General features: G+C 71.6%; 21 protein-coding genes and 1 pseudogene. 9 read left to right on the top strand and 13 right to left on the bottom strand.

Features of this window, described 5'->3' with window-relative positions:
• Positions 1-29 precede the first annotated feature (29 nt).
• The 3 genes from AB0I54_RS19120 to AB0I54_RS19110 are packed head-to-tail and all read left to right on the top strand — an operon-like array spanning position 30 to position 2,404.
• Complete coding sequence (locus tag AB0I54_RS19120) at positions 30-443, top strand: RidA family protein (protein ID WP_363297172.1); 414 nt, start codon at positions 30-32, stop codon at positions 441-443.
• Entirely contained in the window at positions 440-898 is a 459-nt protein-coding gene (locus AB0I54_RS19115; protein WP_363297171.1) for a GNAT family N-acetyltransferase, read from the top strand. Before AB0I54_RS19120 ends, AB0I54_RS19115 begins: the two co-directional genes overlap by 4 nt.
• A gap of 9 nt (positions 899-907) precedes the next feature.
• The gene (locus AB0I54_RS19110; RefSeq protein ID WP_363297170.1) at positions 908-2,404 is read left to right on the top strand and encodes a LamG domain-containing protein; all 1,497 of its coding nucleotides are present in this window, start codon (positions 908-910) and stop codon (positions 2,402-2,404) included.
• Positions 2,405-2,457: 53 nt separating this feature from the next.
• On the opposite strand, the gene AB0I54_RS19105 is transcribed toward AB0I54_RS19110, so the two are convergent.
• Positions 2,458-3,201, bottom strand: coding sequence for a uracil-DNA glycosylase (locus AB0I54_RS19105; protein WP_363297169.1), 744 nt, complete (start codon positions 3,199-3,201; stop codon positions 2,458-2,460).
• A 70-nt stretch (positions 3,202-3,271) separates the two neighbouring features.
• Here AB0I54_RS19105 and AB0I54_RS19100 point away from each other — a divergent pair, with 70 nt between their 5' ends.
• Entirely contained in the window at positions 3,272-3,913 is a 642-nt protein-coding gene (locus tag AB0I54_RS19100; protein WP_363297168.1) for an RNA-binding S4 domain-containing protein, read from the top strand.
• A gap of 81 nt (positions 3,914-3,994) precedes the next feature.
• Here the strand turns inward: AB0I54_RS19100 and AB0I54_RS19095 are convergent, their stop codons facing one another.
• The 3 genes from AB0I54_RS19095 to AB0I54_RS19085 all read right to left on the bottom strand — a co-directional run bounded on the left by AB0I54_RS19095 (position 3,995) and on the right by AB0I54_RS19085 (position 6,209).
• Positions 3,995-4,423 (bottom strand): DoxX family protein, encoded by a 429-nt coding sequence (locus AB0I54_RS19095; protein ID WP_363297166.1) that lies wholly within the window; start codon positions 4,421-4,423, stop codon positions 3,995-3,997.
• 113 nt (positions 4,424-4,536) lie between these two features.
• Positions 4,537-5,229, bottom strand: coding sequence for a class I SAM-dependent methyltransferase (locus AB0I54_RS19090; protein WP_363297165.1), 693 nt, complete (start codon positions 5,227-5,229; stop codon positions 4,537-4,539).
• 68 nt (positions 5,230-5,297) lie between these two features.
• On the bottom strand, positions 5,298-6,209 hold the full coding sequence (locus AB0I54_RS19085) for an acyltransferase domain-containing protein (protein WP_363297164.1): 912 nt from the start codon (positions 6,207-6,209) through the stop codon (positions 5,298-5,300).
• A 54-nt stretch (positions 6,210-6,263) separates the two neighbouring features.
• Between AB0I54_RS19085 and AB0I54_RS19080 the strand changes: the two genes are divergently transcribed.
• A complete protein-coding gene (locus tag AB0I54_RS19080) occupies positions 6,264-6,572 on the top strand; it encodes a DUF6343 family protein (RefSeq protein ID WP_363297163.1) in 309 nt (102 codons plus the stop codon).
• Between the two features lie 54 nt (positions 6,573-6,626).
• Here the strand turns inward: AB0I54_RS19080 and AB0I54_RS19075 are convergent, their stop codons facing one another.
• The 4 genes from AB0I54_RS19075 to rpsA form a co-directional block, all read right to left on the bottom strand.
• Positions 6,627-7,007 carry a tetratricopeptide repeat protein gene (locus tag AB0I54_RS19075; RefSeq protein WP_363297162.1) on the bottom strand — a complete coding sequence of 127 codons (381 nt, stop codon included), beginning with the start codon at positions 7,005-7,007 and terminating at the stop codon, positions 6,627-6,629.
• 50 nt (positions 7,008-7,057) lie between these two features.
• A complete protein-coding gene (coaE, locus tag AB0I54_RS19070) occupies positions 7,058-7,657 on the bottom strand; it encodes a dephospho-CoA kinase (RefSeq protein ID WP_363297161.1) in 600 nt (199 codons plus the stop codon).
• Between the two features lie 51 nt (positions 7,658-7,708).
• On the bottom strand, positions 7,709-8,647 hold the full coding sequence (locus tag AB0I54_RS19065; RefSeq protein WP_363297160.1) for a PAC2 family protein: 939 nt from the start codon (positions 8,645-8,647) through the stop codon (positions 7,709-7,711).
• 204 nt (positions 8,648-8,851) lie between these two features.
• Positions 8,852-10,342 (bottom strand): 30S ribosomal protein S1, encoded by a 1,491-nt coding sequence (gene rpsA, locus AB0I54_RS19060; RefSeq protein ID WP_067042841.1) that lies wholly within the window; start codon positions 10,340-10,342, stop codon positions 8,852-8,854.
• A 365-nt stretch (positions 10,343-10,707) separates the two neighbouring features.
• Here rpsA and AB0I54_RS19055 point away from each other — a divergent pair, with 365 nt between their 5' ends.
• Positions 10,708-11,520 carry a class I SAM-dependent methyltransferase gene (locus AB0I54_RS19055; protein ID WP_363297430.1) on the top strand — a complete coding sequence of 271 codons (813 nt, stop codon included), beginning with the start codon at positions 10,708-10,710 and terminating at the stop codon, positions 11,518-11,520.
• 58 nt (positions 11,521-11,578) lie between these two features.
• A complete protein-coding gene (hrpB, locus tag AB0I54_RS19050; RefSeq protein WP_363297159.1) occupies positions 11,579-14,119 on the top strand; it encodes an ATP-dependent helicase HrpB in 2,541 nt (846 codons plus the stop codon).
• Between the two features lie 21 nt (positions 14,120-14,140).
• Here hrpB and AB0I54_RS19045 read toward each other — a convergent pair whose 3' ends face one another.
• The 3 genes from AB0I54_RS19045 to AB0I54_RS19035 all read right to left on the bottom strand — a co-directional run bounded on the left by AB0I54_RS19045 (position 14,141) and on the right by AB0I54_RS19035 (position 17,148).
• Entirely contained in the window at positions 14,141-15,133 is a 993-nt protein-coding gene (locus AB0I54_RS19045) for a DUF3068 domain-containing protein (RefSeq protein WP_363297158.1), read from the bottom strand.
• Positions 15,134-15,158: 25 nt separating this feature from the next.
• Complete coding sequence (locus tag AB0I54_RS19040; RefSeq protein WP_345010136.1) at positions 15,159-15,293, bottom strand: SPW_0924 family protein; 135 nt, start codon at positions 15,291-15,293, stop codon at positions 15,159-15,161.
• Positions 15,294-15,438: 145 nt separating this feature from the next.
• The gene (locus tag AB0I54_RS19035; RefSeq protein ID WP_363297157.1) at positions 15,439-17,148 is read right to left on the bottom strand and encodes a lytic transglycosylase domain-containing protein; all 1,710 of its coding nucleotides are present in this window, start codon (positions 17,146-17,148) and stop codon (positions 15,439-15,441) included.
• A gap of 316 nt (positions 17,149-17,464) precedes the next feature.
• Here AB0I54_RS19035 and AB0I54_RS19030 point away from each other — a divergent pair.
• Positions 17,465-18,321 (top strand): annotated as a pseudogene (locus AB0I54_RS19030) (DUF4184 family protein).
• Here AB0I54_RS19030 and AB0I54_RS19025 read toward each other — a convergent pair.
• The gene (locus AB0I54_RS19025; RefSeq protein WP_363297156.1) at positions 18,242-18,649 is read right to left on the bottom strand and encodes a hypothetical protein; all 408 of its coding nucleotides are present in this window, start codon (positions 18,647-18,649) and stop codon (positions 18,242-18,244) included. The pseudogene AB0I54_RS19030 and the gene AB0I54_RS19025 sit on opposite strands and share 80 nt — an antisense overlap.
• Positions 18,650-18,892: 243 nt before the next feature.
• On the bottom strand, positions 18,893-21,619 hold the full coding sequence (gene polA, locus AB0I54_RS19020; RefSeq protein WP_363297155.1) for a DNA polymerase I: 2,727 nt from the start codon (positions 21,617-21,619) through the stop codon (positions 18,893-18,895).
• Between the two features lie 228 nt (positions 21,620-21,847).
• Between polA and AB0I54_RS19015 the strand changes: the two genes are divergently transcribed.
• Positions 21,848-24,127: an FdhF/YdeP family oxidoreductase gene (locus AB0I54_RS19015; RefSeq protein WP_363297154.1), complete on the top strand. Its 2,280-nt coding sequence runs from the start codon at positions 21,848-21,850 to the stop codon at positions 24,125-24,127.
• Positions 24,128-24,188 lie beyond the last annotated feature (61 nt).

The following is a 24,188-nucleotide window of genomic DNA, read 5'->3' as shown; positions in this document are numbered from 1 at the left end:
GTTGTCCTTCGTCCACGCCAGGAGCCCTCATGATCCGGCGCGTCACCGCATCCGGTCTGTTTCCGCCGCCCACCTACTCGCATGCGTCCGTAGTCGAGGCCGGTACGAAGCTCGCGTTCCTCGCCGGGGCCGTGCCCCTCGACGCGCGGGGGGAAGTGGTCGGTGTGGGGGATCCCGTGCGGCAGGCCGAGCAGGTGATCGCGAATCTGGATGAGCAACTGAAGGCCGTGGGCAGCGACTTGGCGCATGTCGTGGCGACCGATGTGTATGTGGTGAGCAGTGACCCCTCGGTGCTCTCCGAGGTGTGGGCGGTGGTCGAGGCGTCGGGGCTGAGCGGCGGGCCGCACTCGTCGACCCTGCTCGGCGTGGCCTGCCTCGGGTACACCGGGCAGCTGGTGGAGATCACGGCCACCGCCGTCATCCCCGAGGAGGCGCGCTCATGAGCGGCGAAACCGCGGTCCTTCTGCGCCGGGCGGCCGAGTCCGACGCCCTCGCCGCGGCCGACGTCTGGCTGCGCTCCTTCTCGGCCGCGCTGCCGACGGTCGCACGGCCGCGCACCGACGACGAGGTCCGCGCCTACTTCCGGGACGTGGTCGTGCCGTCGCGGGAGACCTGGGTGGCCGAGGCGGGCGGCGCGGTGGTGGGCGTGATGGTGCTCGACGAGGGCCTGTTGTCCCAGCTGTATCTCGACCCGGGCTGGCGGGGGCGCGGCCTCGGCGACCGGTTCATGGCCGTCGCCAAGGAGCGCCGTCCGCGGGGCCTCACGCTGTGGACCTTCCAGGTCAACAAGCCCGCCCATCGCTTCTACGAACGGCACGGCTTCGTCGCCGCCGAGTTCACGGACGGCAGCGACAACGAGGAGCGGGAACCGGATGTCCGGTATGTGTGGCGGCCCTGAGGAGAGACGATGGGGGAGACGATGATCAGCAGACGCGGGCTGTTGGGCGGAGCGGCGATGGTGGGTGCCGGTGCGATGACGGGAGTGGTGGCCGGTGCGGGCACGGCCGCGGCCGACGCGCCGTTGGACACCCCGTTCACGCCCGTCGCGACGCCGCATCTGGCAGAGGCCGAGCGGATGGTCCAGTACCAGCGGCTGCTGGCGGCCGGGTATCTGACGGAGGGCCTCGCCGGACACTGGCCGCTGGACGGTTCCGCGGGCGACCGCAGCGGACGGGAACACCCCGTCACGCTCGGCACGGGCGCGACCTGGACGACACTGCGGTCCGGCGGCGAGCTGAGCCTGGACGGCACCTCCGGGGCGTACGCGGCCACCGGCTCCGTCCTCGACACCACGGCTCCGTTCACGGTCTCGGCGTGGGTACGCCTGTCCGACGACCCCGCCGGTCCGGCCGATCTGACCAGCATGTACACCGCCGTCAGCCAGGACGGCGGCTCCGCCAGCCGCTTCCTGCTCCAGTACGACAACACGGCCGGGACATGGGCGTTCAAGGTGCGCAGCGAGGACCAGAGCACCAAGGTGTCCGCCGTCTCCACCACCCCGGTCACCAAGACCGGCGTCTGGACGCATCTGACCGGCGTCTGGGACGGCACGCGCATCCATCTGTATGTGAACGGCACGCTGGAGGGCAGCGCCGACACCACGCTCGCGTGGGCCGCGACGCAGGGCTTCAACATCGGGCGGGCACGCTGGGACGGCGCCTATGCGAACCGGTTCAAGGGAGCGGTGGACGACGTACGGGCGTACTCCCGCGCGCTCACCGCCACTGAGATCGCCCTGGTCAGCGGCCGTACGGCCAGGGAGAACAACGTCTACCTGATCGGCTCCCCCGCGACCGTCACCTGGGGCCGCCCCGACGACCTCACGAGCTGGGTGGCTCGCGCCCGCTGCTCGTCGTTCATGACCGCCGTCCTCAAGCACACCTACGGCTGGGCGAGCGACGCCTACTACCTGCAGTACTTCCAGGAGAAGGTCCCGGAGGCCGCCGACTACTGCTCGGCGTTCACCAACGGCACGGCGGGCCCCCGCTTCCAGCGCATCCGCAAGGTCACCGACCTGCGGCCGGGCGATCTGATCGCGATCGACTACAAGCCGGAGCCCGGCACCGACCCCGCGATCGTCAACACCGGGCACATCGTGATGGTCCGCGAGGTCAAGGGCGTCTACACCGGCAACTCGACCGTCAACAACGAGACGCAGTACGCCGTCGAGATCCTCGACTGCACCTCGGATCCGCACGGGGTGTACGGCAAGGCCAGCTACGCCCCCTACCCCGACACCCGGATGGTCGACGACGTGAACAACCTCCAGGGCGTCGGCATCGGGCACATGATGGTCTACGCCGACAACGCCTCCGGCGAGTTCTCCCGCTACCGGTGGAGCGTCAACAGCGGCACGTCGTACACCCCCGACAAGCGACCGATCGCGGCGGCCCGCATCGTCTGAGGAGTCCGGGGAACCGCCTCATCGGCGGACGCAGGGCGCACGGGCGCACGGGCTCACCCGGTCTTCCGGGCCACCGGGTCACCGAGCCCCGCCGCGTCCGCCGCCGTGCGCAGCACCTCCCGCAGCATCTCCGGTGTGAGCCGGCCGGTGAAGGTGTTGCGCTGGCTGACGTGGAAGCAGCCGAAGAGGTCCAGCCCGTCCGGCCCAACCAGCCCATCCGGTCCGTCGAGTCTCACGCGGGTGCCGTGGGCGAAGGCGGGCCGTGGGCGGGGCACGGTCCAGCCCGCCTCGGCGAACGCGGGCAGCGCGGCCTGCCAGCCGAAGGCGCCGAGCACGACGACGGCCCTGAGCGTCGGCCGCAGCAGGTCCAGCTCCCGCACCAGCCAGTGCCGGCAGGTGTCGCGCTCCTGGGGGGTCGGCTTGTTGGCGGGCGGAGCGCAGTGCACGGGCGCGGTGACGCGTACGCCGTACAGCTCCAGTCCGTCGTCGGCGCTGACGGACGTGGGCTGCGAGGCCAGTCCGACGTCATACATCGCCCGGTACAGCACATCCCCGGAGCGGTCGCCGGTGAACATGCGTCCGGTGCGGTTGCCGCCGTGCGCCGCCGGGGCGAGCCCGATGATCAGCAGCCGGGCATCGGGCGGGCCGAAGCCGGGCACCGGGCGGCCCCAGTAGGTCCAGTCGGCGAAGGCGGCGCGCTTGGTCCGCGCCACCTCCTCCCGCCAGGCGACCAGCCGCGGGCACGCCCGGCAGTCGGCAATGCGCCGGTCGAGGTCGGGCAAGCCGCGGATGTCCATGCCACAACCGTATGCCTCCGCTCGAAAAACGCGTCCGGCTCACGAGGCTCCTGGAGCTAAGGTCGAGGACATGGCTTTGCAGCATGCGGACGAGAGCAAGGGCCGCGAGATCGGCGGCGACGGCGGCACTCACCCGCGGGCCGATGACGCTGCCCGCACCCCCGAAGAGGCCGCCACCGGAACGTCCGGTGCCGCCGACGCCACTGCCGTCGACCCGAAGGTCGCCGCCGCGATTGCCGCCGCAGAGGCCGCCGGGCCGGCCAACGGCGGGACCGTCCGCATCGACAGCTGGATCTGGGCCGTGCGTCTGGTCAAGACCCGCTCCCAGGGAGCGACCGCCTGCCGGGGCGGACACGTCCATGTGAACGGCGAGCGCGTCAAGCCCGCCTATTCCGTGCGCATCGGCGACGAGGTGCGCCTGCGGCACGAGGGCCGGGAGCGGGTCGTCGTCGTCAAGCGCCTGATCCGCAAGCGGGTCGGCGCCCCCGTGGCAGCCCAGTGCTACATCGACAACTCCCCGCCGCCCCCGCCCCGCGAGGCCACGGCCCCCATCGGCATCCGCGACCGCGGCACCGGCCGCCCCACCAAGCGGGACCGCCGCGAGCTGGAACGGCTGCGGGGAGCGGGTGGCGCCGGCGGCTTCGGCAGTCCCGGGGGACGGCCAGCTCCCGGGCGACGGCCAAATCCCGGGGGCCGTCCCAAGGAGCGGTGATCCCGCCCGCACGCCCGGCACAGCGGTGACGCCCGACCGGGCCCCCGAGGCCCGCCGGACGTCGCCGCCTCCCTGCGCCGATCATGCCCGTCGTCGGACCAGCCTCAGCAGCTCCGCGTTGTGCCCTCGTCGCGCCCAGGCGATGAGGGTCAGGGGCACCATCAGGATGACCGGGGTCGCCGCGTACTGACCGTCGAACACCGTGAGCTGGACGATGAACGCGCCCACCATGAGCGCGCTCAGCGCGATGGCCGCCACCGACTGCAGGACCGGGATCAACAGGGCGATCACCCCGGCCAGTTCGAGTACGCCGATGGTGTACATGCCCGTGCTGCCCCAGCCGATCCTGTCGAAGGACTCGACGGCCGAGGGGTGCGCGATGAGCTTGGGCAGTGCGCTCGCGACGGCGAAGAACAGGGCGAGCAGCACCTGCACCGTGCGCAGGGCGATCCGGGCGCGGTGGCCGTGGGCGGTCGGGGCGGAAGTGACGGAAGCGGTGGTCCCGGTCATGGGTGTCTCCTGGGGGAAGCGGTCCCGGTTGCTGTCACAGAGGTAGACCGGCCCCTGTCCGAGAACTCATCGCCGTCCGCGGGACATTCGCCCGCCTTCCCGCGCTCCGACCCCTATGCCGTCCGCACCGCCCGCACCCACACCCCGTCCGGTGTCAGATACTCGTCCACCTCCAGCCCCGCCTCCGCCAGCGCGTCCTCGAACTCCTCCTTGGTCAGCGGCCGGGCCCGAAACGTCTGCGTCCAGACCGCGTCCGGGAACACATACTCCGCGCGCACCGAGTTCACCCCGTCCCCGACCGGCTCGGACGACAGCATCCGCACGGTGAAGCCGCTGGGGTCGACCCGCTCCCGCGGGAGGTCGGTGTGGTAGTCCTCGCCCTCCCGCTGGATGAGGACACAGCCTCCCTCCGCCAGATGCCGGGCGCAGGTGCGCAGCATTCCTTGTCGCACCTCGACGTCCCCGGCGTGCACCAGGAACGACGCGAGCATCACCGCGTCGAACGTCTCGCCCAGGTCGAGGTTCTCGATGGGGCTGCATATCGTGCGCGCCCCGTGGACGCGCTCCAGCATCTCGGCGGACTCGTCCACCGCCGTGACCGTGAAGCCGCGCTCCAGCAGGGGGTGGGTCATCCGTCCCACTCCGCTGCCCAGCTCCAGGATGCGCGCACCGGGCGGCACGGCCGCGGCGATGATGTCCGGCTCGTCCCGCACCGGCAGGCGTGAGTAGAGCTCCACCGCGCAGCCGTCCGGTGTGATCGCACCGGGTCCCGTTCCCTCGTACCCCTCACGCATTTCAACCGTCATGCCCGAACAACGGCCCGCCTCCGCAGGCCCGTTCCCGCCCGCCCGTAGTTCACTCGTTCGAGTGCTCCTCATAGCAGCGGGAACCATCCGTGCCCGATGTACCAGTGGCCTCCCGCCCGCAGATGGTCCCCCACGGCCCGCTCCACGGACGTCCGGCGCGGCAGGTCACGCACCGGCAGGTCCGGATCCCCGAACACGAACTGGACGGGATCGCCGTCGGCCGGCTCCATGTCCTCCCGGCCCGCCCGGAACCGCTCCTGGAAACGGACGATGTTGGAGTCCTCGGCGAGATACCGCTTCAGCTGCGGATCGAGCAGCCAGGAGTGGCAGACCACTACCCGAGGCCTCTCCTCGGGGAAGTGCTGGGCGAAGAAGTCCCGGGCCAGCGCCACCGACCGGTCGCACGCGGCCGGTGTCAGCGGACCGTGGAAGTCGGGGATGTGCAGGTTCAGACAGGGCACGCCGGGGGCCACGTCCGGTCCGGCGGCCGAGATCGCCCGCGCCGTACGCTCACCGAGCCGTGCGCGCTGAAACTGCAGTCGGCCCAGCTGGTACAGCTCACCGCGGAAGTGGTGGGCAAGCCAGCGCGCCTGCCGTGGGTGCAGGCCGCCCGTGCCGGTCCGTCTGCGGTGGATCGTCATGTGCCGCCCCAGGTCGGCGAGGGTGCGCCGGCAGACGTCGGCCGGGATGCCGCGCTCGCGGTGGTACGCGCGCGTGTGGGCAAGCCCGGCGAGGAAGACGTACACCACGAAGTACGGGCCCGGCCCGGCCGGAGCCGCCGCCAGCCGCTCGTCCAGCCCCGGTGCCCCGCAGGGCTCCCCCAGGTCCCGGACCAGTTCCTCGACGCACTCCGCCAGGAGTCGCAGGGCGCCCGGGTCGCCGGTCACCGTGCGGCGCAGTCCGACCAGTTCGTTGATGTCCTCATGGGGGACGCAGAGGTCGAGGAGCAGTTCGGGCAGGTCGTCGGCGGCGGGCAGCACGGTGCGATTCCCCCTTTGGTGAACGTCCCCTCGAAGAGTACGTTGCAAGGAGGAATGGTGATCCCGATGCGTACGGGCAGTGAGCCGACGACCGCGCGCAGTGCTCTGCGGGCGCGGTTGTGGCTGAGCGTGTGGGGGCTGGGCTGGGCGATCTTCGGCACGGTGGCCTTCGTGCTCGTCGACCGCCCCGGCTGGGCCGCCGCCTGCGGGGTGCTCTGGGTGGTGGCCACCGTCGACATGACCATGATCCTCAAGCACATGCGGGAGGGCCCGCACTACCAGCCGGGCCGTGATGTCCCGCCGTACGAGCCGGTGGACAGCCGTCCGCCGTTCCGTCGGCCTCCGCAGCACCGGCATCCGTGACGGGCGCACGCGTGGCGGCACGGCACCGCGACCGGCGTCGCACCGGTGGCCGCGTCAGGAATCGAACCGCGCGGCCTTCAGATACTCCGGGTTGGGGTCCAGCGCGGCCGCCAGCCGGAAGTGACGTTTGGCCTGGTCCGGGCGTCCCATCCGCTCGTAGGTGCGGGCGAGGGCGAAGTGCGCGAATGCGTTGTCCGGCTCGCGCTCCAGGACGATGGTGAACTCCAGCTCGGCGGGCCGCAGTTGGGCGGCGGCGAAGAAGGCGCGGGCCCGCAGCAGCCGCGCGGCCGTGTTCTCGGGATGGGCGGCGATGACGCCGTCGAGCAGCTTCACCGCGCCCCTCGGGTCCCGTGCGTTGAGCAGTTGCTCGGCGGCACGGAAGTCGATGACATGCGTCTCCGGCGTACGTCCGGTCGAACCGCTGGTCTCGGGCACGACAAAGTCCTTCCCTTGCTGGAGGCGTTCAACGCCCGGCCGGCGGGCCGCTATTCCCGCGCGCGGCGGACCAGCTCGCTCCACACCTCGTCCACGCGCCGCTCCAGGGCTTCGAGCGGTACGTCGTTGTCGATGACGACGTCCGCGATCTCCAGGCGCTTCTCGCGCGTCGCCTGCGCCGCCATGCGCGCGCGTGCGTCCTGCTCGGTCATGCCCCGCAGCCGGACGAGCCGGTCGAGCTGGGTCTCGGGACTCGCGTCGACGACGACCACGAGGTCGTACAACGGTGCGAGGCCGTTCTCCGCGAGGAGCGGGACGTCGTGGATCACCACCGCGTCGTCGGCCGCCGCGCTCTCCAGCTCGCGGGAGCGGGCGCCCACCAGGGGATGCACGATCGAGTTGAGGACGGCCAGCTTCTCCGGGTCGGCGAAGACGATGAAGCCCAGCCGGGGCCGGTCCAGGCTGCCGTCCGCGGCGAGCACCGCCTTGCCGAAGGCCTCGACGACCGCAGCGAGGCCCGGGGTTCCGGGCGCGACGACCTCGCGTGCGATGCGGTCGGCGTCGATCAGTACGGCACCGCGCGCGACGAGCAGCCGCGACACCTCGCTCTTGCCGGCGCCGATCCCACCGGTGAGGCCAACTTTCAGCATGAGCGGAAGCTTAGGCCCTGCCGCTGACAGGGCGCCCACCGGCCGCACTGCCTAGTTGTCGCCCTCCCGCTCGGCCAGGAACTTCTCGAATTCCCGTCCGATCTCGTCCGCCGACGGGATGTCCGCCGACTCGGCGAGCATGTTGCCGCGGCTCTCGGCGCCCGCGGCGGCGTCGTACTGGTGCTCAAGGCCCTGGACGAGGGAGGTGAGCTCCTCGTCGCCCTCCTGGATCTGCCGGTCGATCTCCGTCTGCGTGCGGTGCGCCTCCGTGCGCAGGGAGTGCGCGATGCCGGGCAGGACCAGCCCGGTCGCGGCCGTGATGGCCTCCAGGACGGTCAGCGCCGCGTCCGGGTAGCCCGAGCGGGCGATGTAGTGCGGGACGTGCGCGGCGACGCCCAGGACGTCGTGTCCGGACTCCATGAGGCGGTACTCGACGAGCGCCTCGGCGCTGCCGGGCACCTGCGCCTCGTCGAAGGGGCTGCGGTGGCCCGGGACGAGGTCGGTGCGGTTGCCGTGCGGGGTGAGGCCGACCGGGCGGGTGTGCGGGACGCCCATCGGGATGCCGTGGAAGTTCACGGAGAGCCGTACGCCGAGGCGCTCCACGATCTGCCGTACGGCGGCGGCGAACCGCTCCCACTCCACGTCCGGCTCGGGGCCGGAGAGCACGAGGAAGGGCGCTCCCGTGGTGTCCTGGACGAGCCGCACCTCGATGGTCGGATCCTCGTACTCGGTCCAGCGGTCCCGCTTGAAGGTGAGCAGCGGGCGGCGGGCCCGGTAGTCCACGAGCCGGTCGTGGTCGAAGCGGGCGACGACCTGGTGGGGCTGGGAGTCGAGGAGCCGCTCGACGATCTGGTCGCCGGTCTCACCCGCGTCGATGTATCCGTCGAAGTGGTAGAGCATGACAAGTCCGGCCGAGTCCTGGGCGAGCGCCATGTCGACGACGGCAAGCCCCTTCGGCTCCCATGCGTACAAACCCTGCGGATCAAGCACTGTGACCGCTCCTCCTCGTGTCAGTAGTCGACAACGCGGCCCGGAACGTGGGCATTCCCGCCCACGTCCCTGATCAGGCATCTCTCACCGCGATTTCATGCGCTGGTCCACCACGGCACGAGGCGCGCTCCCGGGCAGCACTGAGGGGCCGTACCCCGAAAGGTACGGCCCCTGCAGTCAACGGCTATGCCTCAGCGGCAGCGATCAGCTCTGGCCGCCGGCCAGCTTCTCGCGCAGCGCGGCAAGCGCCTCGTCCGAAGCCAGCGCACCGGAGGTGTCCGCACCCTCGGAGGAGTACGAACCGCCGGTCGCGGCCGGAGCGGCGGCCTCGCCACCCTCGGCGGCAGCGGCAGCGTCGGCCTCGCGGGACTTGATGACCTGCTGCTGGTGCTGCTCGAAGCGCTGCTGCGCCTCGGCGTACTGGCGCTCCCACTCCTCGCGCTGCTTCTCGTAGCCCTCGAGCCAGTCGTTGGTCTCGGGGTCGAAGCCCTCGGGGTAGATGTAGTTGCCCTGGTCGTCGTAGGACGCGGCCATGCCGTACAGGGTCGGGTCGAACTCGACCGAGGCCGGGTCGGCACCGAAGGACTCGTTGGCCTGCTTCAGCGAGAGGCTGATGCGACGACGCTCGAGGTCGATGTCGATGACCTTGACGAAGATCTCGTCGTTGACCTGGACGACCTGCTCCGGGATCTCCACGTGGCGCTCGGCCAGCTCGGAGATGTGGACCAGACCCTCGATGCCCTCGTCGACGCGGACGAACGCACCGAACGGAACCAGCTTCGTGACCTTGCCGGGCACGACCTGGCCGATCTGGTGGGTGCGGGCGAACTGCTGCCACGGGTCTTCCTGGGTCGCCTTCAGCGACAGGGAGACGCGCTCGCGGTCCATGTCGACGTCGAGGACCTCGACGGTGACCTCCTGGCCGACCTCGACGACCTCGGAGGGGTGGTCGATGTGCTTCCAGGACAGCTCGGAGACGTGGACCAGACCGTCGACGCCACCCAGGTCCACGAAGGCACCGAAGTTGACGATCGAGGAGACCACACCGGAGCGGACCTGACCCTTCTGGAGGGTCGTGAGGAACGTCTGGCGGACCTCGGACTGGGTCTGCTCCAGCCAGGCACGGCGGGACAGGACCACGTTGTTGCGGTTCTTGTCCAGCTCGATGATCTTGGCCTCGAGCTCCTTGCCGACGTACGGCTGGAGGTCGCGGACGCGGCGCATCTCGACCAGGGAGGCCGGGAGGAAGCCACGGAGGCCGATGTCGAGGATGAGACCACCCTTGACGACCTCGATGACGGTACCGGTGACGATGCCGTCCTCTTCCTTGATCTTCTCGATGGTGCCCCAGGCGCGCTCGTACTGGGCACGCTTCTTCGAGAGGATCAGGCGGCCTTCCTTGTCCTCCTTCTGGAGGACGAGGGCCTCGATCTCGTCGCCGACGGCAACGACCTCGTTGGGGTCGACGTCGTGCTTGATCGAGAGCTCGCGGCTCGGGATGACACCTTCGGTCTTGTAACCGATGTCGAGCAGGACCTCGTCCCGGTCGACCTTCACGATGACGCCGTCGACGATGTCGCCGTCGTTGAAGTACTTGATCGTCTCGTCGATCGCGGCGAGGAAGGCTTCCTCGTTACCGATGTCGTTGACCGCTACCTGCGGGGTGGTGGCGGTGGTCTCGGTGCTGCTCGTCATGTGGGAAAGGGCTCCGGTACGGACATTGAAGTCGTAGGTACTGCTACGCCGGGAGCCCGTATCGCTCTGAAGAAGCCGGACAGCCAAGGAAGCGCCCCACCAGAGACTGGTGACGGCGCCTCGACAACCGAGGGGACATACAACAGATGCGAGCGCAGCCTGCTACGTCTGAGGTGCGCAGGCCCGCAGCGCAACTTGTAGCATACGGGGGCAGCCGGACAGGGTCAATGCGCGAAGGCGCACACCCGGGGCGGATCGCCGCATAACCGGCACAAGAAACGTCCCAGCAGGCCACGCAGGCCTGAGGGAACCTCCTCCGTGACACGGCCCTGAGGGTTGGACGGAAGAGTACGACGAGGGAGCCGATCATCCAAGAGCCCGAAGCGTTCGAACCCGAAGCCACCCGACGCGACGCCGGGACCACCGAGAGCTCCAGGGCCAATCGGGGCTGGTGGGACCGGAACGCGGACGAGTACCAGGTCGAACACGGCACGTTCCTCGGCGACGACCGTTTCGTGTGGGGCCCCGAGGGCCTCGACGAGGTGGAGGCCGAGCTGCTCGGCGCGCCGGAGGAGCTGAAGGGCAAGGACGTCCTGGAGATCGGCGCGGGCGCGGCGCAGTGCTCGCGCTGGCTGGCCGCCCAGGGGGCCCGGCCGGTGGCCCTTGACCTCTCCCACCGTCAGCTCCAGCACGCGCTGCGCATCGGCGGATCGTTTCCTCTGGTGTGCGCCGACGCCGGTGCGCTCCCCTTCGCGGACGCCTCCTTCGACCTGGCGTGTTCGGCCTACGGGGCGCTGCCGTTCGTGGCGGACCCGCGGCTGGTGCTGCGCGAGGTGCACCGGATACTCCGCCCGGGTGGCCGCTTCGTGTTCTCGGTGACCCATCCCGTCCGCTGGGCCTTCCCGGACGAGCCGGGGCCCGAGGGGCTGTCGGTGGCGGCCTCGTACTTCGACCGCACGCCGTACGTCGAACAGGACGACGGGGGCCGGGCGGTCTACGTAGAGCACCACAGGACGATCGGCGACCGCGTCCGGGACATCGTGGCCACGGGCTTTCGTCTGGTGGACCTGGTGGAGCCGGAGTGGCCGGCCTGGAACAGCGCGGAGTGGGGCGGCTGGTCCCCGCTGCGCGGCTCCCTCATCCCCGGGACGGCGATCTTCGTGTGCGAGCGGGACTGAGATTCCGCCGGGCACGCGCGCGTGAGGGCGATTCCGGGGGCCGTACGACACTAGGGGCGTGATCCGTTACGACGCCCTGGACGCCCTGCCCGTACGTGGTGCCCTGCCCGCCCTGGACGACGCCCTGGCCGGACACGGCACCGCCGTCCTGGTAGCGCCGCCCGGCACCGGCAAGACGACCCTGGTGCCGCCGGCGCTGGCGGGGCTGCTGGGCGCGGGGCCGGCCCGGCGGGTGGTCGTGGCCGAGCCGCGGCGGATCGCGGCACGCGCGGCCGCGCGGCGGATGGCGTGGCTGCTGGGCGAGAAGGTCGGAGAGAGCGTCGGCTACACCGTGCGCGGGGAGCGGGTCGTGGGGCGCCACGCGCGCGTGGAGGTCGTCACGACCGGTGTGCTGCTCCAGCGCCTCCAGCGGGACCAGGAGCTGACGGGCGTCGACGTGGTCGTGCTCGACGAGTGCCACGAGCGGCATCTGGACGCGGACACGGTGGCGGCGTTCCTGCGGGACGTGCGGGAGACCCTTCGGCCGGAGCTGCGGCTGGTGGCCGCGTCGGCGACCACCGACGCGCAGGGGTGGGCGCGGCTGCTGGGCGGGGCGCCCGTGATCGAGGCCTCGGGCGTGTCGTATCCCGTAGAGGTGGTGTGGACGCCGCCGGTGCGCCCGGTACGGCCGCCGCACGGGATGCGCGTCGACCCCGCGCTGCTGTCCCACGTGGCGTCGGTGGTCCGGCGGGCGCTGGCCGAGCGGCCGGGGGACGTGTTGTGTTTTCTGCCCGGCGTGGGCGAGATCGCGCGGGTGGCCGGGCAGCTGGGGGACCTGGGCGACGTCGAGGTGCTCCAGGTGCACGGGCGGGCGCCGGCGGCGGTGCAGGACGCCGTGCTGGCGCCCGGTGAGCGGCGCCGGGTGGTGCTGGCCACGTCGGTGGCGGAGTCCTCGCTGACGGTGCCCGGGGTGCGGGTGGTGGTGGACTCCGGGCTGGCGCGGGAACCGCGTGTCGATCACGCGCGCGGGCTGAGCGCGCTGACGACGGTACGGGCCTCGCAGGCGGCGGGGCGGCAGCGCGCGGGGCGGGCCGGGCGTGAGGCACCGGGTGCGGTGTACCGGTGCTGGGCGGAGGCCGAGGACGCCCGTCTGCCCCGTTATCCGTCGCCGGAGATCAAGGTGGCCGACCTGACGGCGTTCGCCCTTCAGACGGCCTGCTGGGGCGATCCGGACGCCTCCGGGCTGGCGCTGCTGGATCCGCCGCCGGGCGGTGCGATGGCGGCGGCGCGCGACGTTCTGGCGGCCGTGGGAGCGGTGGACCCGGCCGGCCGCGCCACGGAGCGGGGCGTGCGGCTGGCGCGGCTGGGGTTGCATCCCCGGCTGGGGCGGGCGCTGCTCGACGCGAGCATCTCCGGCGGGTTGGACCGGAGTGCGGAGGTTGTCGCGCTGCTGAGCGAAGAGGCGCCGCGGGAGTACGGGGATGATCTCACCGGCGCTCTGCGGGCTGTCCGGCGCGGGGGTGACGCCTACGCGGGGCGGTGGCGGTCGGAGGTACGGCGGCTGCGGGCCGTCGTCGGGGAGGTTTCCCAGCCAGCCGCCGCTGACTCCCCGTTGCAGGTCGGCGGCGAGGCCGGGCGAGGTGCCGGGGACGAGCGGGTTGCGGGGCTCGTCGCCGCCCTCGCGTTTCCCGAGCGGGTCGCCAGGCTGGACGGTGGCTCCTATCTCATGGTGTCCGGGACCAGGGCCGAGGTGACCGACGGGTCGCCCCTGCGCGGCGCGCCCTGGATCGCCGTCGCCGTCGCCGACCGGCCCGTCGGCAGGGGGCACGCGCGCGTGCAGCTCGGGGCCGTGGTCGACGAGGACGTCGCCCGGTTCGCGGCCGGTTCCCTGCTGGCGGCGCGGGACGAGGTCCACTGGGCCGACGGGGATGTCGTCGCGCGCCGGGTGGAGCGGCTGGGGGCGGTCGAGCTGGCGGTGCGGCCGCTGAAGGACGCCGACCCGGCCCTCGTACGCGACGCGCTCCTCGAAGGGCTGCGGCAGGAGGGGTTCGGGCTGCTGCGGTGGTCGGCGGAGGCGGAGGTACTGCGACAGCGGCTGGCGTTTCTGCGGCTGCGGGCCGGCGAGCCCTGGCCGGACGTGTCGGACGGTGCCCTCCACGCGCGCGTGGACGAATGGCTGGAACCCGAGCTGGGACGGGCCAGGCGGCGGGCCGACCTCGCGCGGATCGATGCCGCGAAGGCGCTCGGACGGCTGTTGCCGTGGGCCGGCGGGGACGCCGCCCGGCTCGACGAACTCGCCCCCGAGCGGATCGCCGTACCCAGTGGGTCCAGAATCCGGATCGACTACGCGAACCCCGAGCAGCCCGTCCTCGCCGTGAAACTGCAGGAGTTGTTCGGGCTGCACGAGTCGCCGCGGGTGGCCGGAGTGCCGCTGCTGGTGCATCTCCTCTCCCCCGCCGGGCGGCCCGCCGCCGTCACCGCCGACCTCGCCTCCTTCTGGAGGGACGGCTACAAGGGCGTACGGGCCGAGTTGCGCGGCCGGTACCCGAAGCATCCGTGGCCGGAGGACCCGGCCACCGCCGAGCCCACCCGGCACACCAACGCCCGGCTCAGGCGCTGACCCGTTCAGGCACTGCCCCGCTCAGGCACTGACCGGCTCCGGTTCCGCGGCCTGTGCCGGTGCCGGGTCCGCCGGCCGGCGGCCGCGCGCCTCCAGGTACAGGGAGAGCGACAGCAGCACCAGGCCGAGGGCCAGGAAGCCCCAGGGCAGATAGGACGTGAGCAGCAGGACGACGGTGCGGTTGTGCTTGACCAGGGCCACGGTGTGCCCGATGTAGTCCTCGCGCATCTTCACGTGGCCGGCGAACGCGGTCACCCGGTCGCGGCCGCCGAGCAGGGTGCCGCCGCGCAGTTCCTCCTTGTGGATCTCCTCGCCGTAGACGGGGGCGCCGGTCACGGGCTCGACCCAGAACCTGCGGACCGTGGTGTACCAGCGGGTCGTCCCCGTCCTGGCGACCGACTCGGGGGTGATGCCCTGCACGGGCATGGTCTTCGGGAAGGGCACCTTGGTCCAGGGAATGGTCTGCTCGAAGTAGTAGACGTGCACGCCGCGGAAGGTCCGGGTGCCCTTGTAGTGGATGGGGTTGGTGGTGCGGGTCTGCGCGTCGAAGTACTCGTAGTCCCGTTTCTCGGTGAGGAAGGGCCACTTGAATTCGATGCCCTCCCGTTTGACCGGGTCGCCGTCGACCGTCTCGCCGGTGGCGTGGACGGGTTCCTGGGAGTGGGCGTCGAAGATGTAGCGCTCGGGGATGCGGGAGACCATCTTGCCGTCGGGGCCCTGGACATAGGACAGGCCGTCCCAGACGACCACGTCCTTCCCCGCCGTCTTCTCGATCCGGTCGGAGGCCTCCACGTTGCCCTTGAGCGTCTGCACGATGGTGACCTCGGGGACCTGCTTCGCCCGCATCGTGCCGTAGTCGAGGAGCGTGGCGTCCTTCGCCTCCAGGACCATGTCCTGGTACTGGTTCGCGGGGATCTTGGCCAGGCGCGGGAAGGCGTACCAGCGCAGCAGCGGGGACAGCGCCGTGAAGAACACGGCGAGGGCGAGCAGGATCAGGCTGGTCGTGCGGCGCAACTCGGCCTCCCTTTCTCACGGGCGGTTACGGGTGTGCGGGCACCGTCGTGAGCAGTGGCTTCGGGGACGTCTTTCCCGTGGGCGCCCCCATGGCGGTGATCGCGAGGACCAGGGCGAGCGCGAGGGCGAGACCGGTCGCGGCGGCGATCAGGGCGCGCATGCGGGGCCTCCCGGCGGACGGTTCCTGATAGGTCGTCAGGTCCGGCACCGTAGCAACGGGCGGGCGAGATGAGAACACGTTGCACAGACAGACGAGGGCGCCCCGCCGCCGGAGCGGAGGGGCGCCCTGTGGAGCCGGCCGGGCCCTACGCCGAAGGACTGGCGGACGGGCTCGCGGAGGTGCTGGGCGACGGGCTGGGCGACGGGTCGGCCGCGGCGACCGTCAGTTCGACTGTCAGCGTGGCGCCACCAGTGGTGGTGATGCGGAGCAGGAACGTGCCGGTGGTGTCGTCCGCGTACAGCTTCGGCAGCTTGATCAGGCCGTTCGCGTCCGTCTTGAGGTCCGTCAGGGTGCGCACGGCCTTGCCGTCGGCGTCCTTGAAGTAGGGGCCCTTGTCGTTCTCGGTCGCGTCGTCCGCCGACTTGACGAGGGTCGCGGTGGCCGCGACCTTGTCCGCGACGGCGTCCTTGTACGTGGCCTTCACCTCGACCTGGTCGGCGAACTCGCCGCCCGGGGTGCAGGTCAGCGCGGTGTCGCTGGTCCGGGCGAGGGTGTCGGCGGCATGCGGGGTGACCGTGGCCCTGTAGTCGGGGGCGGCGACCGAGCGGCCCACGATGGTGGCACGGACGGTGAAGTCGCCGGTCTTCTCGCCCGCCTGGAGCGCGGGCGCGACGGCCACGCCCTTGTTGTCGGTGACGACCGTGGCGACGCTCTCGCCGCCGGTGAAGGTGGTGTCCGTGTCCCCGACGATGGCGAACCGGATCCTGACCTTGCCGACGACCTTGCCCGCCTTGGTCTCCGCGCGCGTGCTGATCTTCTTGGTGAACGCGTGCCCGGCCATCGCGGTGAGCTTGGCGGTGCCCGCGTCCTCCAGGTGGTCCACCGTGTCGGTGGGGGTCTGCGGCGTCTGCGGCGGCTTGGGGGACGGGTCGGGGCTCGGGTTCGGGTCGCGCGGCCTGCCGGGGCTCGGCGTCTTCTCCTTGCCCGGCTTCGCGTTCTCCCCGGTGTGGTCGTCGCTGCGGCCCGAGGGCAGGGTTCCGGTGCCGTCGGGGACGGAGTGGGTGCCCTTGCGGTAGTACTCGAACCACGACAGGACCGTGTTGAGGTAGTCCTGCGAGTTGTTGTAGCTGAGGATCGCGCGGTTCATGTCCGCCTGGGCGGACAGGTCCCAGCCGTTGCGGCACAGGTAGTGGCCGGCGGCGAGTGCCGCGTCGTAGACGTTGTTGGGGTCCTTGACGCCGTCGCCGTTGCCGTCGCGGCCCGCCCAGGCCCAGGTCGACGGGATGAACTGCATGGGGCCGACGGCCTGGTCGTACGCGCTGTTGCCGTCGTACTGGCCGTTGTCGGTGTCCTTGATGAGCGCGAAGCCGTTGCCGTCGAGCTCCGGGCCGAGGATCCGGCCGAGGGTGGTGCCGTTCGCGTCGACACGGCCGCCGCGGGCCTGGCCCGACTCGACCTTGCCGATGGCGGCGAGGAGTTGCCAGGGCAGGTTGCAGCCGGGCTTCGAGCCCTGCAGCTCCGCCGCGGCCTTCTTGTAGGCGTCGAGGACGGTCGCGGGGATGCCCGACTCGGCCTCCCCCTGGGCGACGGGGGTGCCTATGGTCGACGACGGGCTGGGGTTCGGGCTGTTGAGCGGCGGAAGGTCCGTGTAGTACGGCGAGTTGCCGGTGGCGTTGGCATTGCCGTCGGCCTCCGCCTCGGGCGCCGGGCTGGTGGCGCCGGCGGCGGACTGTCTGCCGTGGTCGTCGGACGTGACACCCGGAGCCTGGGACGCGGAGAGGGCCGCGACCGCTGCCGCGGCCACGGCGGTCGTCGCCGCCCCCTTGTACAGCCGCCTGCCGAAATGCGCCGTCATGGCGTGAACCCCTCCCGTGGACGCCCGAGCGCCCGTCTCTGTCTGTCTGCTCGCCCTGTTGTGACGGTTGACCCGGTGCTCTGGTTGCCCCGTTGCGCCATTCGATGCGTCCGCTGCGCTGCGGTGGCGCGTTCGCGCCTGCTCCCCCGGTACCGCAACCCAAGTGACCCTACGACAACTTCCTTTGCGGATACACCCGGTGGCGTCCGGATTTCACCCACTGTCCATGTGCCCTTGTCGTGGGTTGCCGTCACCCATACTTGACGAATGTGATCACCGGTCTCGGGCCGGCCGACAACCGCTCCAGGGGGACCCGTTGCCGTTCACCCTCAGCCATGCGGCCGCGGTCCTGCCCGCGGTGCGCGGGGACGGATCAGGCCGCGGGCGGCTCGTGCCCGCGGTGCTCGTCGCGGGCTCCTTCTCTCCCGACATGACCTATTACGCGGCCAGTGTCCTGTCGGGTGCGATGGAGTTCGGGGACGTCACGCACTCGTTCGCCGGTGTCTTCACCGTCGACGTACTCATCGCCTGGGCGCTGGTGGGGCTGTGGCTGCTGGTGCGGGAGCCGCTGGTGGCGCTGGCGCCGCGGGCCCGCTGGGGGCGGGTGGCGGCACTGCTGCGCTGCGGGGCACCACGCGCGCGCGTGCGGCCCGCTTCGGTGGCGTGGTGGTACGTCTCCGCGGCGCTCGGCGCGCTGACGCACGTCGTGTGGGACGCATCACGCATCTCGACCGGTGGGGGATGCGGCTGTTCCCGGTCCTGGGCCGGGAGCTGGCGGGCACACCGCTGTACTGGTACCTGCAGTACGGCGGCTCGGCGCTGGCCGCGGTCGTCATCGCGGTCTTCCTGGCGTATGCGGTACGGCGGGCGCCCTCGGGCGAGCCGGTGGGGGTGCCGTCGTTGTCGGCACGGGACCGGTGGTGGGCCGGGGCCGTGATCGGCGGCTGCGCCGTGGCCGGGGCGGCGCAGCGTGTGGCGGGCTGGTGGGAGTACCGCGGCGGGGGCTCGGCCAAGCCCTGGGAGGTGGTGCCGACGGTGTGCTTCGGGGCGGGCGCCGGGCTCGTGCTGGGGCTGCTGGTGTACGCCGCCGGGGTCAGGGTGTGGCGCCCGGTCCCGGTTGCCGCCGTTCCCGGCGGGGAGCGTGCCGAGCCGAGCCGTCCGGTCGCTCGGTGAGGGGCGCGACGAAGACGGTGATCGTGCGGGGCGGGCGTGGCCTCGGGAGCAGGGTGAGAAGCAGCGCGAGGTAGCCGCGTCCGAGGTCGGCCCACTGGCGCCAGGCCAGTGCCCGGTCCGCTCTGGAGGCCCTGGTGGTGAGCCGGTGTCCGAGGGCTGCCGTGGTCCTGCGCGCGGCTGTCCTCAGGTCGGTGTGGATGCGGGCGGTGCTTGCGTCGGCCGCGAAGGCCGGGATCCGCGAGGGCGGCATGGACGGGGGCGCGACGGCGTCCGCCTGTGCCGTGGTCCGTGCCAGGGCCGTCCGGCGGTGGAGCATGCGTATACCCATGCCCGCATCCTCACCGCCGGGAGGGCCGGGGGCGCATTGACGGGGGCCACGTGAGTGACGGGCCCCACGGGGCCCGGGCCGGGGTGGTGCTGGTGCGGGCGCGGGTGCCTGTGCGGAGGGGGGCGTCCCCGAGGTGGACGCCCCCCTCCGCCGAGCTGAAGCCGGAGCCGGATCCGGAGCCTGAGCTGGTTCCGGAGCCTGAGCCAGAGCTGGTTCCGGAGCCTGGGCCTGAGCCGCCGGAGGCTAGTGCGCCGCGGACTCCCAGTCCGGGCCCACGCCCACCGACACGTCCAGGGGTGCCCTCAGCTGGACCGCACCCGCCATCTCACGGCGGACGATCTCCTCCGTGGCCGCGCGCTCCCCGGGGGCGATCTCCAGCACGATTTCGTCGTGCACCTGGAGGAGCATGCGCGACTTAAGGTCCGCCTCCCGCAGGGCCCGGTCGACATGGAGCATGGCGATCTTGACGATGTCCGCGGCCGTGCCCTGGATGGGCGCGTTGAGGGCCATCCGCTCCGCCGCCTCGCGACGCTGACGGTTGTCGCTGTTGAGGTCGGGGAGGTAGCGCCGGCGCCCGAAGAGCGTCGCCGTGTAGCCGGTGGCCCGGGCCTCGTCGACCGCCCGCCGCAGATAGTCCCGCACTCCGCCGAACCGCTCGAAGTAGGTGTCCATCAGGGCGCGGGCCTCGCCCGCCTCGATGTTCAGCTGCTGGGACAGACCGAAGGCCGACAGGCCGTACGCCAGGCCGTAGGACATCGCCTTGATCTTGCGGCGCATCTCCGCGTCGACGGCGGAGCGCTCGACCGAGAAGACCTGGGAGGCGACCGTGTTGTGCAGGTCCTCCCCGGAGGTGAACGCCTCGATCAGGCCCTCGTCCTCGGAGAGATGGGCCATCACGCGCAGTTCGATCTGGCTGTAGTCCGCGGTCATGAGGGACTCGAAGCCCTCGCCGACCACGAAGCCGCGGCGGATCGCCCGGCCCTCGTCCGTGCGGACCGGGATGTTCTGCAGGTTGGGGTCGGTGGATGACAGCCGGCCGGTCGCCGCCACCGTCTGGTTGAAGGTGGTGTGGATACGGCCGTCGGCGGCGACGGTCTTGATCAGGCCCTCGACCGTGACGCGCAGCTTCGCCTGCTCGCGGTGGCGGAGCATGATCACCGGCAGTTCGTTGTCGGTCTGGGTGGCGAGCCAGGCCAGGGCGTCGGCGTCGGTGGTGTAGCCGGTCTTGGTCTTCTTTGTCCTGGGCAGGGCCAGCTCGCCGAAGAGGACCTCCTGGAGCTGCTTGGGCGATCCCAGGTTGAACTCGTGCCCGGCCGCGGCGTGCGCCTCCTTCACGGCCTGCTGCACCGCGCCCGCGAAGGTCTGCTCCATGGCCTCCAGGTGGGCCCGGTCGGCCGCGATGCCGTGGCGCTCCATCCGGGCGAGCAGGGCGGAGGTGGGCAGCTCCATGTCGCGCAGCAGGTCCGCCGCGCCGACCTCCTGGAGCTTGCCCTCGAAGGCCTCGCCCAGGTCGAGGATCGCGCGGGCCTGGATCATCAGGGCCTCGGCCTCGGCGCCGTCGTCCACGCCGAACGCCAGCTGGCCGTCGGCCGCGGCGGCGGGGGCCAGCTCGCGGTGCAGGTACTCCAGGGACAGCGCGTCCAGGTCGAAGGAGCGGCGGCCCGGCTTGACCAGGTAGGCGGCGAGTGCGGTGTCCATGGTGACGCCCTCGACGCTCCAGCCGTGCTCGGCGAGGACCCGCATGGCGCCCTTGGCGTTGTGGAAGACCTTGGCCTTCGCCGCGTCGGCCAGCCAGCCGGCGAACGCGTTCTCGTCGGCCTCGTCCAGCTCGGACGGGTCGAACCAGGCGGCCGCGCCGTCGGCCGCGGCGAGCGCGATCTCGGAGACCGAGCCGGCGCCCAGCGCCCAGGCGTCGACGGTGGCGACTCCGAGGGTCTGCGTGCCGTGCCCGGCGAGCCACGGGGCCAGCTCGCCGGTGCCGAGCACGGTGCCGTCCAGTTCCACGCCCTCGGCGGCGACGGGGGTGGTCTCGGCCTCCTCGGCACCGGGGTCGACGGCGAAGAGGCGCTCGCGCAGGGAGGGGTTCCTGATCTCCAGGGTGTCCAGGACCATCGCGACCGTCTTGCGGTCGTACGGGGCCCGCGCCAGGTCGGTGACCGCCTTGGGCAGCTCCACCGCGCGCTCCAGCTCGGTGAGCCGGCGGTTGAGCTTGACCGCCTCCAGGTGGTCGCGGAGGTTCTGCCCGGCCTTGCCCTTGACCTCCTCGACGCGCTCCACCAGCTCGGCGAAGGAACCGAACTGGTTGATCCACTTCGCGGCCGTCTTCTCGCCGACACCGGGGATGCCCGGGAGGTTGTCGGACGGGTCGCCGCGCAGCGCCGCGAAGTCGGGGTACTGGGCGGGCGTCAAGCCGTACTTCTCGAAAACCTTCTCCGGGGTGAACCGGGTCAGCTCCGAGACGCCCTTCGTCGGATACAGCACCGTCGTGTGCTCGGTGACCAGCTGGAAGGAGTCGCGGTCGCCGGTGACGATCAGCACCTCGAAGCCCTCGGCCTCGGCCTGGGTGGCGAGCGTGGCGATGACGTCGTCCGCCTCGAACCCCTCGACGGCGAAGCGCTCGGCGTGCATCGCGTCGAGGAGCTCGCCGATCAGCTCGACCTGGCCCTTGAACTCGTCCGGGGTCTTGGAGCGGTTGGCCTTGTACTCGGTGAACTCCTCCGAGCGCCATGTCTTGCGGGAGACGTCGAAGGCCACCGCGAAGTGCGTGGGCGCCTCGTCGCGGAGCGTGTTGGCCAGCATCGACGCGAAGCCGTAGATCGCGTTCGTCGGCTGGCCCGTCGCGGTCGTGAAGTTCTCCGCGGGCAGCGCGAAGAACGCGCGGTAGGCCAGGGAGTGCCCGTCCATGAGCATCAGCCGCGGGCGGGCTCCGCCGGGGGCGCTGTCGGTCTTCTTCGATGCTGTCTCTGCCACGCCCCCGATCCTGCCACGTGCCACTGACAGCCGGACCCCACCCGTGCGTGCCCCGGCGGCCGAGCGGCACCCCGGCGGCACCCGTACCCCACTTTGTTGCCCCTTCCGCAACTATTGCTTCATACGCAACCATTGTGTCCTCCGCAAACCCCGGCCGCCTTGCCTGTCGGAGGTGCGTGCGAGGATCAAAGTCATAGTTCACGGGTGTCGGTGAAGGAGAGCGCAGCCATGGCAACGAAGCCACCCCAGGGTGATCCGGTTCAGGACGCGCCGCAGGTCGCCGAGCCCAAGCACGCGGCGGCCGGCCTCCCGGCGATCGGGCACACGCTGCGCATCGCCCAGCGGCAGATGGGCGTGAAGCGCACCATGCTGACGCTGCTGAGCGTCAACCAGAAGAACGGCTTCGACTGCCCGGGCTGCGCCTGGCCGGAGCCGGACCACCGGCACAAGGCGGAGTTCTGCGAGAACGGCGCGAAGGCGGTGGCCGAGGAGGCCACGCTGCGCCGGGTCACCCCGGAGTTCTTCGCCGCGCACACCGTGGCGGATCTGGCGACCCGCAGCGGCTACTGGCTGGGCCAGCAGGGCCGCCTCACCCACCCCATGTACCTCCCCGAAGGGGGCGAGCGCTACGAGCCGGTCTCCTGGGAGCGCGCCTTCGACATCGTCGCCGAGGAGATCGCCGGCCTCGCCTCCCCCGACGAGGCCGTCTTCTACACCTCGGGGCGTACGAGCAACGAGGCCGCCTTCCTCTATCAGCTGTTCGCGCGCGAGCTGGGCACGAACAACCTGCCGGACTGCTCGAACATGTGCCACGAGTCGTCCGGCTCGGCGCTGAACGAGACGATCGGTATCGGCAAGGGCAGCGTCCTGCTCGACGACCTCTACAAGGCGGACCTGATCGTCGTCGCGGGGCAGAACCCCGGCACCAACCATCCGCGCATGCTCGCCGCCCTGGAGAAGGCCAAGGCCAACGGTGCGAAGATCATCAGTGTCAACCCGCTGCCCGAGGCGGGCCTGGAGCGCTTCAAGAACCCGCAGACCCCGCAGGGCATGCTCAAGGGCGCCGCGCTGACCGATCTCTTCCTGCAGATCCGCATCGGCGGCGACCAGGCCCTCTTCCGCCTCCTCAACAAGCTGATCCTCGAGACGGACGGCGCGGTCGACGAGGACTTCGTGCGCGAACACACGCACGGATACGAGGAGTTCGCCGAGGCCGCCCGTGCCGCGGACTGGGACGAGACGCTCGCGGCGACCGGACTCACGCGCGCGGAGATCGACGAAACGCTGCGGATGGTGCTCGCCTCGCGGCGCACCATCGTGTGCTGGGCCATGGGTCTCACCCAGCACAAGCACTCGGTGCCGACCATCCGTGAGGTCGTCAACTTCCTTCTCCTGCGCGGCAACATCGGCCGCCCGGGCGCGGGCGTGTGCCCGGTGCGCGGTCACTCGAACGTGCAGGGCGACCGCACCATGGGCATCTTCGAGCGGCCCGCGCCCGCCTTCCTGGACGCCCTGGAGAAGGAGTTCGGCTTCGCGCCGCCGCGCGAGCACGGCTTCGACGTCGTACGGGCCATCCGCGCGCTGCGCGACGGCGAGGCGAAGGTGTTCTTCGCGATGGGCGGCAACTTCGTCGCCGCGTCCCCCGACACGGAGGTCACCGAGGCGGCCATGCGGCGCGCGCGGCTGACCGTGCACGTGTCGACCAAGCTGAACCGCTCGCACGTGGTCACGGGCGCGCGTGCGCTGATCCTGCCCACCCTCGGCCGCACCGAGCGGGATCTGCAGGACTCCGGCGAGCAGTTCGTGACCGTCGAGGACTCCATGGGCATGGTGCACGCCTCGCGCGGCCGCCTGGAGCCGGCCGGTGCCCGGCTGCTGTCCGAGCCGGCCATCGTCTGCCGTCTCGCGCGCCGGGTGCTCGGCGAGGCCAGCGTGGTGCCATGGGAGGAGTTCGAGAAGGACTACGCGACGATCCGTGACCGCATCGCGCGGGTGATCCCCGGCTTCCAGGACTTCAACGCGCGCGTCGCCCGCCCCGGCGGCTTCGCGCTGCCGCACGCCCCGCGCGACGAGCGGCGTTTCCCGACGGCCACCGGCAAGGCGAACTTCACGGCGGCGCCGGTCGAGTTCCCCGGGCTGCCCGAGGGCCGGCTGCTGCTCCAGACGCTGCGCTCGCACGACCAGTACAACACCACGATCTACGGTCTCGACGACCGTTACCGGGGCATCCGCAACGGCCGCCGGGTGGTGCTGGTGAACCCCGAGGACGCGCGGGAGCTCAAGGTCGCGGACGGGTCGTACGTGGACCTGGTGAGCGAGTGGCAGGACGGTGTGGAGCGGCGGGCACCCGGCTTCCGGGTCGTGCACTACCCGACGGCACGCGGATGTGCGGCGGCGTACTACCCGGAGACCAACGTGCTGGTGCCGCTGGACGCCACCGCGGACACCAGCAACACCCCGGCCAGCAAGTCCGTGGTGGTGCGTCTGGAACAATCGGCGACCGACTGAGCGTTCGCTCAGTGAGCTGGAGCAACCGATCAGCACCGCTGATCACGACGAACGGAGCCGG

The sequence above is a fragment of the Streptomyces sp. NPDC050625 genome, from assembly GCF_040654755.1.
GTDB lineage: Bacteria > Actinomycetota > Actinomycetes > Streptomycetales > Streptomycetaceae > Streptomyces.
The sequence above is the reverse complement of the archived record's forward strand: the minus strand, read 5'-3'. Positions and strand labels throughout refer to the sequence as shown.